At 54.6% G+C, this 12,865-nt stretch carries 14 protein-coding genes; 8 read left to right on the plus strand and 6 right to left on the minus strand.

Annotated elements, in window-relative coordinates; translation table 11 throughout:
• Positions 1 to 37 precede the first annotated feature (37 nt).
• Both EQV24_RS00900 and sodC read left to right on the plus strand, forming a co-directional pair.
• Positions 38 to 934 (plus strand): aldo/keto reductase family oxidoreductase, encoded by an 897-nt coding sequence (locus EQV24_RS00900; protein WP_020688306.1) that lies wholly within the window; start codon positions 38 to 40, stop codon positions 932 to 934.
• 81 nt (positions 935 to 1,015) lie between these two features.
• Positions 1,016 to 1,534: a superoxide dismutase [Cu-Zn] SodC gene (gene sodC / locus EQV24_RS00905; protein ID WP_013096917.1), complete on the plus strand. Its 519-nt coding sequence runs from the start codon at positions 1,016 to 1,018 to the stop codon at positions 1,532 to 1,534.
• Here sodC and EQV24_RS00910 read toward each other — a convergent pair.
• The 3 genes from EQV24_RS00910 to EQV24_RS00920 are packed head-to-tail and all read right to left on the minus strand — an operon-like array spanning position 1,513 to position 4,639.
• Positions 1,513 to 3,540, minus strand: coding sequence for an FUSC family protein (locus EQV24_RS00910; protein ID WP_130626028.1), 2,028 nt, complete (start codon positions 3,538 to 3,540; stop codon positions 1,513 to 1,515). The genes sodC and EQV24_RS00910 overlap by 22 nt on opposite strands.
• Positions 3,540 to 4,400: an HlyD family secretion protein gene (locus tag EQV24_RS00915; RefSeq protein WP_013096915.1), complete on the minus strand. Its 861-nt coding sequence runs from the start codon at positions 4,398 to 4,400 to the stop codon at positions 3,540 to 3,542. The genes EQV24_RS00910 and EQV24_RS00915 overlap by 1 nt, the downstream gene beginning before the upstream one ends.
• Before the next feature lie 2 nt (positions 4,401 to 4,402).
• Positions 4,403 to 4,639, minus strand: coding sequence for a DUF1656 domain-containing protein (locus EQV24_RS00920; RefSeq protein ID WP_013096914.1), 237 nt, complete (start codon positions 4,637 to 4,639; stop codon positions 4,403 to 4,405).
• A 186-nt stretch (positions 4,640 to 4,825) separates the two neighbouring features.
• Between EQV24_RS00920 and slyA the strand changes: the two genes are divergently transcribed.
• Positions 4,826 to 5,269: a transcriptional regulator SlyA gene (slyA, locus tag EQV24_RS00925; protein ID WP_020688303.1), complete on the plus strand. Its 444-nt coding sequence runs from the start codon at positions 4,826 to 4,828 to the stop codon at positions 5,267 to 5,269.
• A gap of 33 nt (positions 5,270 to 5,302) precedes the next feature.
• Here the strand turns inward: slyA and EQV24_RS00930 are convergent, their stop codons facing one another.
• Both EQV24_RS00930 and slyB read right to left on the minus strand, forming a co-directional pair.
• On the minus strand, positions 5,303 to 6,664 hold the full coding sequence (locus tag EQV24_RS00930) for a GGDEF domain-containing protein (RefSeq protein ID WP_045295876.1): 1,362 nt from the start codon (positions 6,662 to 6,664) through the stop codon (positions 5,303 to 5,305).
• Between the two features lie 198 nt (positions 6,665 to 6,862).
• Positions 6,863 to 7,330 (minus strand): outer membrane lipoprotein SlyB, encoded by a 468-nt coding sequence (gene slyB, locus EQV24_RS00935; protein ID WP_013096912.1) that lies wholly within the window; start codon positions 7,328 to 7,330, stop codon positions 6,863 to 6,865.
• A gap of 254 nt (positions 7,331 to 7,584) precedes the next feature.
• On the opposite strand from slyB, the gene anmK reads away from it, so the two are divergent.
• The 5 genes from anmK (at position 7,585) to pdxY (ending at position 12,167) form a co-directional block, all read left to right on the plus strand.
• Complete coding sequence (gene anmK / locus EQV24_RS00940; RefSeq protein ID WP_020688301.1) at positions 7,585 to 8,709, plus strand: anhydro-N-acetylmuramic acid kinase; 1,125 nt, start codon at positions 7,585 to 7,587, stop codon at positions 8,707 to 8,709.
• 93 nt (positions 8,710 to 8,802) lie between these two features.
• Positions 8,803 to 9,126, plus strand: a complete 324-nt coding sequence (gene mliC / locus EQV24_RS00945; protein ID WP_013096910.1) for a C-type lysozyme inhibitor — start codon at positions 8,803 to 8,805, stop codon at positions 9,124 to 9,126.
• Between the two features lie 57 nt (positions 9,127 to 9,183).
• Positions 9,184 to 9,840 carry a pyridoxamine 5'-phosphate oxidase gene (pdxH, locus tag EQV24_RS00950; RefSeq protein WP_013096909.1) on the plus strand — a complete coding sequence of 219 codons (657 nt, stop codon included), beginning with the start codon at positions 9,184 to 9,186 and terminating at the stop codon, positions 9,838 to 9,840.
• Positions 9,841 to 9,965: 125 nt separating this feature from the next.
• A complete protein-coding gene (tyrS, locus tag EQV24_RS00955) occupies positions 9,966 to 11,240 on the plus strand; it encodes a tyrosine--tRNA ligase (RefSeq protein WP_014831636.1) in 1,275 nt (424 codons plus the stop codon).
• Between the two features lie 66 nt (positions 11,241 to 11,306).
• Complete coding sequence (gene pdxY / locus EQV24_RS00960) at positions 11,307 to 12,167, plus strand: pyridoxal kinase PdxY (RefSeq protein WP_038420903.1); 861 nt, start codon at positions 11,307 to 11,309, stop codon at positions 12,165 to 12,167.
• A gap of 86 nt (positions 12,168 to 12,253) precedes the next feature.
• Here the strand turns inward: pdxY and gstA are convergent, their stop codons facing one another.
• A complete protein-coding gene (gene gstA / locus EQV24_RS00965; RefSeq protein WP_013096906.1) occupies positions 12,254 to 12,859 on the minus strand; it encodes a glutathione transferase GstA in 606 nt (201 codons plus the stop codon).
• Positions 12,860 to 12,865: the final 6 nt, after the last annotated feature.

A 12,865-nucleotide genomic window follows, 5' to 3' on the forward strand; every position in this document is an offset into this window, starting at 1 on the left:
CGTATACTCATGACATCACTTCCTTGAGGAAAATGTTATGGTTCAGCGTATTACCCTTGCCCCCCAGGGGCCAGAATTCTCCCGCTTTGTGATGGGTTACTGGCGCCTGATGGACTGGAATATGTCCCCCCTGCAGCTGGCGAGCTTCATTGAGGAGCACCTCGATTTAGGGATTACCACTGTCGATCATGCTGATATTTATGGCGGCTATGCGTGTGAAGCGGCGTTCGGAGAAGCCCTCAAGCTGGTTCCGGCGCTGCGTGAGCGGATGGAAATTGTCACCAAATGCGGTATTGCCACAACGGCAAAACCTGAACATACCCTTGGTCATTACATTACCGACAGCGCACACATCATCAAAAGCGCCGAGCAGTCGCTGGTGAACCTGGCAACGGATCATATCGACCTGCTGCTGATCCACCGTCCCGACCCGTTAATGGATGCCGATGAGGTCGCTGAAGCCTTCCTGACGCTGCATCAAAGCGGCAAAGTGCGTCATTTTGGCGTCTCAAACTTTACCCCGGCGCAGTTTGCGCTGCTGCAGTCTCGTCTGCCCTTTACCCTGGCCACCAACCAGGTGGAAATCTCCCCGGTGCATCAGCCATTGTTGCTGGATGGTACGCTCGATCAGCTGCAACAGCTGCGCATCCGTCCTATGGCGTGGTCCTGCCTCGGGGGCGGTCGTCTGTTCAATGACGATGAATTCCAGCCGCTGCGCAATGAGCTGGAAACCATTGCCCGTGAACTGAACGCTGAGAACATCGAACAGGTGGTTTACGCGTGGATCCTGCGTCTGCCGTCGAAACCGCTACCGATCATTGGTTCCGGTAAAATTGAACGCGTCCGTTCTGCCCTGGCGGCTGAAGAGCTGCAGATGAGCCGTCAGCAGTGGTTCCGCATCCGCAAAGCTGCGCTCGGTTACGACGTTCCGTAAACCGGTAAAAATGTGACTTTCCGGTGAAATCTTTGCCTCTGGTATACACTTAAGAGGCAAAAAATAACCAGCGGAGGTCATATGAAGCGTTTTGCTCTGGCACTGGTCACGCTGGTTGTTTGCGCAGGGGCGCAGGCAGCCAGCGATGAAGTAGAAATGAATCTCGTCACCTCGCAGGGCGTAGGTCAGTCCATCGGCACAGTGAAAATCACTGAAACCGACAAAGGACTGGAATTTGCGCCCGATCTCAAGGCCCTGCCTCCCGGCGAACATGGTTTTCATGTTCATGCTAAGGGGAGTTGTCAGCCCGCGTTAAAAGAGGGTAAACCCTCGGCAGCAGAGGCGGCAGGCGGCCACCTTGACCCACAACATTCCGGTAAGCATGAGGGCCCGAACGGAATGGGCCATCTGGGCGATCTGCCCGTGCTGGTGGTAAATAATGACGGCAAAGCCACGGATCCGGTTGTTGCGCCACGCCTCAAAAAGCTGGATGAGGTGAAAGGCAAGGCGCTAATGATCCACGTCGGCGGCGACAATATGTCCGATCAGCCGAAACCGCTTGGTGGTGGTGGGGCACGCTATGCCTGCGGGGTGATCTGATCCCCAATCGTCCCCGGCGGCGGCGCTTGTTCCAGCTGCGAGAGGGAACAGTGCAGCCGCCAGATTATCGACGCTAAATCACGCGCGGCGGGCTGATGGTGGTGAGCAAGACTGTCGCAGATCCGCTGCAGTTCAGTCAGCGTCGCTTCCAGCGGGCGTTGCTGAACGCCGCGTTCACTCATCACATCGCGTAGCAGAGAGATGCACACGTCGCGCACCTGCGACAGCGGATCGGAGCGTGTCTCCCATGCGCGAAGTTGCCAGACCACGTGGGAACAGTTCAGCAGGACCACTCCCCAGCGCAGCAGCCAGCGGCGGGAAAGCGAGTCCTGGCTGTTATTGAGCTGGCTGACATGGTGGTACACCAGGGATTCATACTCACTTTCACGCAGATGCGGTTTACGGCTGAGCTGATCGACAAACCCCCGACGAAGCTCGCGGATATGGCGTCGGCTTTTACGCGCGTCTGAGCCGGGGCGTAATACGGCAAAAGCCAGCCACGCCAGACCTACGCCCAGGATTTTTGCCAGATTGTCATTGAGAAAATCGGCGTAATCATAAACCGGCGGGTTTGTGACTGAGATAAACGAGCCCATAAAGACAATCAACTGACCCCAGAGCCCCGCAAGTTTGGGCATTTGCAGCTTCAGAAGCTGCATCGTGGTTAATAGCGGAAACAGAAACAGCAGGAACTGCCACAGGTCGCTTATCTGCACCATCAGGCCGAACTTGACCACAAAGCTGAACAGCGATAACAACACCAGCGTGCGCAGCAGCAGCGTAAGCGAGTTGAACGGCGAGGCGGCGACGGAGTAGAGCACGCAACTGATGGCGGCCAGCGTGAGCGCGGCGGAGCCAGATTCCCACTGCGTGGTGATGCTCCATGCCCCCACCAGCGTCAGGGCGCAAAAGGTTCGAAAACCGCTCCACAGCGCTTCCAGATAGTCAGTGTGCCGCGCCAGCGCCGGGCTACTGGGAACGGCGAATTCCGTTATCGGCGTGGCATTTTCAACGGCCTTGATCCAGCGACTGCTGCGCAGATACAGGCGGCAAAAGTAGTTCAGACGCTGCCAGAAGGCGCGGTGGCGATAATCGTACTCATCTTTCGGCGCAAGCGGGGCGATAATGCGGGCCACCGTGTAGATGTCGGCATCCGGGCGGGCAAGGGCTGCGAGCAGCGTTTCAATGATGGCGCGGGTGTTTTCCGGTGGCGTTGACCAGTTGAGTAACATCCGGCGCAGGCTGGAGATCGCACTGGTCATCCGTAGCTGCTGGTGAAGCAGGTAGTTCAGCAGGGTATTCTGGCGGCGAAAACGATAATGGCTCCAGAAGGCCTGAATGCGTAACAGATTCATGGTCAGGATCTGACCAATCACCTTTTCATGCGCCAGGCGAATCTCATCGTTAGTATCCGGCTGCCAGAGCAGGCTCGCATGTTCCAGCAAGCGGGTATGCATGGTCTTCAGCGCCGTGATAAGCGCGGTGCCGTCGGAGGTGCTGGGCAGGATCATCATCATAAACCCGCCGCTCAGAATACCGACAATAACTTCACAGACGCGCGCCTGGGCGATATCCCATAACTCGGTGGTATCGAGAACGTTAACTACCGGAAAGGCAATAATTGCGGCGGTATAGCCCGCCAGCTGGAAGGCGTAGGCGACGTTGTTGGTAAAGTGGGCGCAGGCCCAGGTACAGCATCCCAGCCATGCCGCCATGCTCAGTAAAAAAAGCCACGGATCGTTCAGGGTATGGCCTGCAATGATCAGCGCCGCAGTGGCACCGAGCAGGCTGCCCGCGATGCGCCCAAGGCTTTTACTGATCACTCCGCCAACGGTCGGGAAGCTCACGACCGCCGCGGAGGTCATGGCCCAGTAAGGCTCGTCAAGGTTCAGATAGTAGGCGACGGTCAGCGCAAGGCACATGGCAATGCCATTGCGCAGGGCGTAGCGCCACTGAGGGCGCGTTGCTTTCATCCACGGCAGATTTCGCCAGGAGAAGGCATTCATCAGGGTGTTCCGATCGAGACAGTACAGGTTGTGCCGGAGACCAGCGTTAACCCCTGCGGTAAGCGGTCAAATTCAACCCGAACCGGCACGCGCTGGGCCAGACGCACCCAGGGGACATTAGGTTTGATGTCGGGAACCAGGCCTGAATCGGTTTCAACGCTCTGATCGTAAATGGCACGGCCAATGCTGGAAACGTGACCCTGTAACCTTTGCGAGCCGCTATAAAGCGTTATCGTGGCAGGGGCACCTTCCCGAATGTGGCGAAGTTTGGTCTCTTCAAAATAGCCCACGACGTAAAACGAGTGGCTGTCGACCAGCGCGAAAATCGGTTGGCCGGTGGTGGCATAATTACCCACGCGGGCAGAGAGGTTCGTCACCCAGCCATCGACAGGGGCCTGTACCACGGTTTGCGTCAGTTCCCATTGCGCCTGTTTGAGCGTTGCCTCTGCCACATTGACGTTGGCCTGCATCGCCTTGACGTTGATGTTGGCGGTATCCAGGTCTTCGGCAGAGATATAGTTTTGTGATAAATGCCGACGACGCGTGGCTTCGTTGTTCGCTTTCGCCAGTTCAGTCTGGGCCTTAGCCAGCTGGGCCTGGGCGTTTAGGATCGCGATATGGTAAGGGGTGTCGTCAATGCGGAATAAAACATCTCCCTTTTTAACGAACTGGTTATCCTTAACCAGAAGCGCCGTGATACTGCCAGATACCTGCGGGGTGATACTCACCTGCTCAGCGCGAATTTTACCGTCGCGTGTCCAGGGTGACTGCATATAAAAATTCCACAGCCACCAGCCGGCAACCAGGGCCAGAGCCAGGACAAAGAGGGTGGAAAAGTACTTCAGCGTTTTCAGGGGCATAATCACCACACAATCAGCACAGCAAGGCCAAGAGACACGGAGAGGGCGAACAGGGAGAGATCCATCAGCATGGGGTGCCAGATCTCGCCAGAATACATCCAGTCGCGGAGCAGACGATGTGCGACAAGCCAGATCACAAAGCCCACCAGAACGGCTTTAAACAGGGGAGGAAAGTAGACTGATGCACCGAAGATCAGGTCCTGAAGGGGCAGCCCCTCTGAGCGATGAAAAAACGTCACGAGCAGAGATCCTTTGCAGTGAACAGAATGCCGGGATGGCTTGTCTTAATGAGATGGAACATCACTTTTCAGTGTAAGTCATACTTTTAAATTTGATGAATGTCGTAATGCATTTGTTTTGGCAATACAAATGCTGCACACTATTCTAAAATCAGTATAATAACTTAGCAAGCTAATTATAAGGAGATGAAATTGGAATCGCCATTAGGTTCTGATCTGGCAAGGTTGGTACGCGTCTGGCGTGCTCTGATTGACCATCGCCTGAAACCTCTGGAATTGACACAGACGCATTGGGTCACGCTGCACAACATTCATCAGCTGCCGCCCGACCAGTCACAAATTCAACTGGCAAAGGCGATTGGTATTGAGCAGCCGTCGCTGGTGCGTACGCTTGACCAACTGGAAGAGAAGGGGCTGATCTCCCGACAAACCTGTGCCAGCGACCGTCGCGCCAAGCGAATTAAACTCACTGAGAAAGCGGCTCCCATTATCACTGAAATGGAAGCAGTGATTACCAAAACGCGCGGTGAGATCCTGTCCGGGGTTTCCCCTGCGGAGCTTGAAATGCTCATCAGTCTGATTGGACGCCTCGAGCAGAACATTCACGACCTGCAGGCACGCGACGCCTGACCTTATCAGGCCTTGCATTCGCAAGGCCTTTTATCATCTGGAGACGATCACCCGGTTGCGACCCGTCTCTTTCGCCTCATACATCGCTTTATCAGCCTTTTCCACACACTCTTCAGCCGTCGTCTCCACGGACGTTGCCGTAAAGACGCCCATGCTGATGGTAATGGGCTCCGGAAGCTGTCCCCCGCTGCTGGTCTTATCAAAGCTGCTCAGCTTCAGGCGGATGCGTTCCGCCACCTGGTACGCGGCTTCTGAAGAGGTGTTGGTTAACATCAACACAAATTCCTCACCGCCAATACGTGCGGCAATATCCTGAGGCCGTACGGAATCCATCAGCAGATGCGCCACAAACTGCAACACTTTGTCGCCCTGCAGATGGCCGTAGCAGTCGTTGATGCGCTTGAAGCGGTCGAGATCGCTGACGATAACCGAAACCGGACGGCTGGCTTTACAGGCACCGAGTGCCTGGTTTAGCGAGTCGTAAAAATAGCTGCGATTGTAGAGGCGGGTCAGAGGATCGCGAATCGAGTTTTGATACGACTGTTGATATTTCAAATGCGAGTCGCGATAGAGTCTAAAGACATCATAAAGCAGAACAAAAATAATCAATAACGTCGCAACAGTTTCAAATAAGCGCGCTCGATACCAGGAAATATCCTCCGCGTGTCCGCCTGCTAATAGCATCGCGAGCGTCACGATATAACAGACACATAAAAAATTACCGCCCACCCAAAAAATATTGCGTACGCGGGTAATAACCATTAGCGTTGCTAATGTCACCACCCAAAGAATAATCAAGACGATATTTATTGCATGGCTCCAGAGAACCATAAATTGATGGGTTTCATTATCCACCAGGTCTAACGACATTAATGATGAGTGGCTGGAGCTAAGCCAGGCCAACAGCACCATGCCCACCATAAACAGAAATGTACCGGCAACAATGGCGATATGCGCCGCACGTGAAAGCGGATTATCCCTGACGATATATAGCAGGGCCGACGCAATCATCAGTACCGCCATTAACAGATGGCGGTACATAAAGAAGATCATCGTATCGTTATAGTCCACGACGTTGAGCTGGTAGAGATCAAGCCAGGCCGGGAAACTGGTAAGCGTACCCACCATCAGCATGGCTGAACCGGCAAAGGCGAAAGCGATAGCAATCAGGTACAACCGTCTTCTGTCACACCAGTATTTCATGGCCATAAAGCAGGCAATAAACAGATGGAATACCAGTAAAAAAATGGTGAGTGTAGGGAATAAAAGCGGTGAGAAAGAGGGAACCCATTCGACCAGTTTTAAAAATAAAATTTGTAATATTCCAATGACGACAATGCACCCTAAACAGAATGGAATATAGGGCTTTTTCACGTACCGGGAGATCGCAAGCATAAGTATGTTTCAACGAAAATAATAAATAAAAAAGTTAATTGAGATTAGCCTAATGCAAAAGAGAGGGGAATACTTTGCGCAGGAACAAGATACGGCGTGGTTAATTATTCATTGCCTGAATAAATTTTGTAAAACTATTTATTATAATGATGCTATTTGTAAAAGGATGCGGCCTGGCAGCCACATCCTTTTTATGAATTAACGCGGAGAAACGGTAACCTGGCTACCGTTGCTTGCCAGCACGACGCGCTGACCTGCAGAGAAGCGGGTGCTGCCCTGTTTCTGCACAACCATAATGGTGCTGCCGTCGTCTTTACGGATTTCCAGCTCTACGCCCTGGGTTTTATTCATCGCACCCTGAACGCCCTGGCCTGCTACGCCACCCGCAACGGCACCTGCCGCAGTCGCCAGAGAACGGCCTGTACCACCGCCTACGGTGTTGCCCAGGAAGCCACCCAGAACCGCACCGCCGATGGCACCCATGACGTTGTTCTCGTCACCACCCTGAATTTGAACAGGACGTGCGTTAACAATCGTACCGTAAGTCACGTTCTGAACCTGTTTCGCTTCAGAAGCGCTATAAACGTCGCCAGAAAGTGAACTGTCATTCACACAGCCAGCCAGAGTTAAACCAATCAGCGAAACGCCCAGTACACGTAAAATCATTTGAATCTCCTGTTCACCAAAAACGCCCAATCCGGGCATCCGTTATGGCTAAATTATATGGCATAAAGGGCCATCGTTCATATCTTTGCACTAACAATCGGAAAATTGTACTTGAATTTGACTTAACGAGAGATAAACAAAATTTCGACGCGTTACCTCACTGAGAGTGTTAAAAAATATTATCGCCTGATGGCAAAGCGGGGCTGTTTATGGTTGAGTGGTTATCCTTAGCCCACGCAACGTAAGGAAAGCGCATGAAATCGGGTCGCTATATTGGTGTGATGTCTGGCACCAGTCTGGATGGGGTAGATGTCGTTCTGGCCGCCATAGACGAAAACATGGTGGCACAACAGGCAAGTCTGACCTGGCCTATCCCTGTTTCGCTGAAAGAGGAGATCCTGAGCATCTGCCAGGGGCAACAGCTGACGCTTTCGCAGCTTGGACAGCTTGATGTCAGGCTGGGGGCGCTGTTTGCCGATGCGGTGCTGGCGCTGATGCATAAAGAGAATCTCCGGCCGCAGGATGTGGTCGCGATTGGCTGTCACGGGCAGACCGTCTGGCACGAACCCACTGGCGATGCGCCGCATACCATGCAAATTGGCGATAATAATCAGATTGTGGCAAAAACGGGCGTCACGGTCGTGGGTGATTTCCGGCGTCGCGACATCGCGCTGGGCGGGCAGGGTGCGCCGCTGGTGCCGGCCTTCCACCAGGCGTTGCTGGGGCACTCGTCAGAGCGCCGTATGGTGCTTAACATTGGCGGTATTGCCAACCTGTCGATGCTGATCCCGGGCCAGCCGGTACGGGGATATGATACCGGCCCGGGTAACATGCTGATGGATGCCTGGATCTGGCGTCAGTGCGGTAAACCGTATGATAAAGACGCGGAGTGGGCGAGCGAAGGCAAAGTCATTATCCCGCTGCTGCAGTCCATGCTTAGCGATCCCTGGTTTGCCCTGCCGGCACCAAAAAGCACGGGACGCGAGTATTTTAACTATGGCTGGCTTGAACGTCAGCTGGCTCGGTTCCCGGCGCTGGCACCGCAGGATGTTCAGGCGACGCTGGCCGAGCTCACGGCGGTCTCCATATCAGAACAGGTACTTTTGAGCGGTGGCTGCGAACGTCTGCTGGTCTGCGGGGGGGGAAGCCGTAACCCGCTGGTGATGGCGCGCCTTGCCGGGTTGTTGCCGGGCACCGAAGTGACAACCACCGATGAAGCCGGCATCAGCGGAGACGACATGGAAGCGCTGGCCTTCGCCTGGCTTGCCTGGCGTACCGTTGCCGGGCTACCGGGGAATTTGCCCTCAGTCACCGGCGCACGCGAAGCCAGCGTTCTCGGTGCCATTTTCCCGGCCAATCCCCGTCATAATCAGAGTTAACTGAAATTCAGCGCAGCGCGTCGCCGGTAAAATAAAAGGGAACAGGAGGGCCCGTTAGCCCTCCAGGACCAGGATAGTCTTCGGAATACGCTCATGAAAAAACTTCTTCTTATTGCTGTACCTGTCTTGCTGTCAGGCTGCAGCGTCTATAACCAGCTCGTTGAGCGCATGCAGACCGACACGCTGGAATATCGCTGTGATGAAAAGCCGCTGACCGTCAAGCTTAATAACCCCCGCCAGGAAGCCAGCTTTGTCTATGACAATAAATTGCTGACGCTCAAGCAGGGGATCTCCGCCTCCGGCGCGCGCTACAGCGACGGTATTTACGTCTTCTGGTCGAAAGGTGACAGCGCCACCGTCTACAAACGCGACCGCATCGTGCTGAACAATTGCCAGCTCGAAAATCCGAAGCGTTGAGATTTTCACAGGGGCGGCGCACAATAGCGCCACCCAATCTCAACGTCACCTAATGCCATGTCTGATAACGACGAACTGCAGCAAATTGCGCATCTGCGCCGTGAATACACCAAAGGCGGCCTGCGTCGCCAGGATCTTCCCGCTGAACCTCTGGTGCTTTTTGAACGCTGGCTGAAACAGGCCTGTGAAGCAAAACTGGCCGACCCAACGGCCATGGTGGTTGCTACGGTGGATGAAAATGGTCAACCGTATCAACGTATCGTGCTGCTTAAGCATTATGACGAGAAAGGGCTGGTGTTTTACACCAACCTGGGCAGCCGCAAAGCACACCATTTAGAGAACAATCCCCGAATCAGTCTCCTGTTCCCCTGGCATATGCTGGAACGCCAGGTCATGGTCACAGGCAAAGCGGAGCGCCTTTCCACACTGGAAGTGGTGAAGTACTTCCACAGCCGCCCGCGTGACAGCCAGATTGGCGCCTGGGTCTCAAAACAGTCCAGCCGAATTTCTGCCCGCGGCGTGCTGGAAAGCAAATTTCTTGAACTGAAGCAGAAATTCCAGCAGGGCGAAATTCCACTGCCCAGCTTCTGGGGCGGTTTCCGCATCCCGATCGAGCAGATTGAGTTCTGGCAGGGGGGCGAACATCGCCTGCACGACCGCTTTTTATACCAGCGCGACAACGGCGGCTGGAAAATCGACAGGCTGGCACCGTAATCCCCGAAATTTGTTGATTTAAGCGCTAGCGCACGCCGCGCTAGCGCTTTATTCTATGGTCCTTTCGCATCAGGCGAAAAGTCGTGTACCGGCAAAGGTGCAGTCGTTTATACATGGAGAATTTGATGGCAAGCAGTAACTTGATTAAACAATTGCAAGAGCGGGGCCTCGTGGCCCAGGTGACGGACGAGGAAGCGTTAGCAGAGCGACTGGCGCAAGGCCCGATCGCGCTCTATTGCGGCTTTGATCCCACCGCTGACAGCTTGCATTTGGGGCATCTTGTTCCATTGTTATGCCTGAAACGCTTCCAGATGGCAGGCCATAAGCCTGTGGCCCTGGTGGGCGGCGCGACCGGTCTGATCGGCGACCCAAGCTTTAAAGCCGCTGAGCGTAAACTGAACACCGAAGACACCGTGCAGGAGTGGGTGGATAAGATCCGCAAACAGGTTGCACCGTTCCTCGACTTCAACTGTGGTGATAACGCCGCGATTGCCGCCAATAACTACGACTGGTTTGGCAGCATGAACGTGCTGACCTTCCTGCGTGACATCGGCAAACACTTCTCTGTTAACCAGATGATTAACAAAGAAGCGGTAAAACAGCGCCTGAACCGTGACGATCAGGGTATCTCCTTTACTGAATTCTCTTATAACCTGCTGCAGGGCTACGACTTCGCCTGTCTGAACAAACTGCACGGCGTCTGCCTGCAGATTGGCGGTTCTGACCAGTGGGGTAACATTACTTCCGGTATCGATCTGACCCGTCGCCTGCATCAAAACCAGGTGTTTGGTCTGACCGTTCCGCTGATCACCAAAGCCGACGGGACTAAATTCGGTAAAACCGAAGGCGGTGCGGTATGGCTCGATCCGAAGAAAACCAGCCCGTACAAATTCTATCAATTCTGGATCAACACCGCGGATGCCGATGTTTACCGCTTCCTGAAGTTCTTCACCTTCATGGACATTGAAACCATCAACGCCCTGGAAGAAGAAGATAAAAACAGCGGTAAAGCACCACGCGCGCAGTATGTGCTGGCGGATGAAGTGACCAAACTGGTTCACGGTGAAGAAGGTCTGGCTGCGGCGAAACGCATTACCGCAAGCCTGTTCAACGGTACGCTGAGCGATTTGAGCGAAGCTGACTTCGAGCAGCTGGCGCAGGATGGCGTACCGATGGTTGAGATGGAGAAAGGGGCTGACCTGATGCAGGCGCTGGTGGACTCAGAGCTGCAGCCGTCTCGCGGGCAGGCGCGTAAAACCATTGCGTCTAACGCCATCACCATCAACGGTGAAAAACAGGCTGACCCGGAATACACCTTCGCCGATAGCGATCGCCTGTATGGCCGCTACACGCTGCTGCGTCGCGGCAAGAAAAATTACTGTCTGGTCTGCTGGAAATAAATAAAAATCTCCAGGGGCGTGGGAAACCACGCCCTTTTTGTTTTTTCAGGGTTTGGTAAGCATAAAATGAAGAACATCCTCGCCATTCAGTCCCACGTTGTTTTTGGACATGCTGGCAATAGCGCGGCGGAATTCCCGATGCGCCGCCTCGGGGCTAACGTCTGGCCCCTCAATACCGTACAGTTCTCAAACCATACACAATACGGCAAATGGACCGGCTGCGTGATGCCGCCTTCGCATCTCACGGAGATCGTGCAGGGCATTGCCGATATCGACCAGCTCAAACGCTGTGACGCGGTTCTGAGTGGTTACCTGGGCTCCGCAGAGCAGGGGGAGCATATCCTCGGCATCGTTCGCCAGGCTAAAGCAGCCAATCCCGCAGCAAAATACTTCTGCGATCCGGTGATGGGGCATCCGGAAAAAGGCTGCATTGTGGCGCCTGGCGTGGCTGAATTCCATGTTCGCCATGCGTTACCTGCCAGCGATATCATCGCGCCCAACCTGATTGAGCTGGAGATCCTTTGCGAGCATCCGGTTAACAGCGTAGCAGAGGCGGTAAGCGCGTCTCGTGAACTGATAGCCCAGGGGCCTGAGATTGTGCTGGTGAAACATCTCGCCCGTGCAGGGCTGAGCAGAGACCGCTTTGAGATGCTGCTGGTGACCAAAGACGAAGCCTGGCACATCAGCCGTCCGCTGGTAGATTTTGGCCTGCGTCAGCCAGTGGGCGTGGGAGATGTGACCAGCGGATTGTTGCTGGTGAAACTGCTACAGGGGGCGACGCTGCGCGAAGCGCTTGAGCATGTGACTGCAGCGGTGTACGAAATTATGATTGCGACGAAAGAGATGCAGGAATACGAACTGCAGGTGGTCGCGGCACAGGATCGTATTGCGCAGCCGGAGCACTATTTCAGCGCAACACAGCTCTAAACTATGCCGGGTGGCGCTGCGCTTACCCGGCCTACAAATCCCGTAGGCCCGTGCAAGCGAAGCGCCGCCGGGCAATAACGACCCGGTTAATTCAATCCTTCCGCTTTCAGCGCCGCGGCCACCGCAGGGCGCTCCGCCATACGCGTCATATATGCTGCGATATGGTCTAACCCGTCCAGATTCAGCTTAACCGCACGCGCCCAGCGCAGCACGGTAAAGAGATACGCATCGGCAATGGTGAAGCGTGCCCCGCAGATATACTGGTCGTCCTTCAATGACTCATTGACGTACTGCAGCTTTTTCTCCAGCAGGGCGCGAACGGTCGGTTTGTACTCTTCCGGTGTATCCGGGCGGAACAACGGCGTAAATCCTTTATGCAGTTCGGTTGCAATGTAGTTCAGCCACTCGAGCGTTTTATAGCGTGAAACCGTACTTACCGGAGCCAGCAGCTGGCGATCGGGCACGCTGTCTGCCAGGTACTGCATAATGGCGACGCCTTCTGTCAGCAGGGTACCGTCATCCAGAAGCAGGGCCGGAACTTGTCCCTTCGGGTTAATCGCAAAAAAATCGTCGCCGTTTTCCAGGCGCTTTTTCATCAGGTCAACGCCGTCCAGCGTGAAATCTTTGCCGCTCTCGCGCAGGGTAATATGGGAAGCAAGAGAGCACGCGCCCGGTTTGTAGAACAGTTTCATCGGTAA

It is taken from the genome of Enterobacter sp. A8 (genome assembly GCF_004296595.1).
Taxonomy (GTDB): Bacteria; Pseudomonadota; Gammaproteobacteria; order Enterobacterales; family Enterobacteriaceae; genus Enterobacter; species Enterobacter cloacae.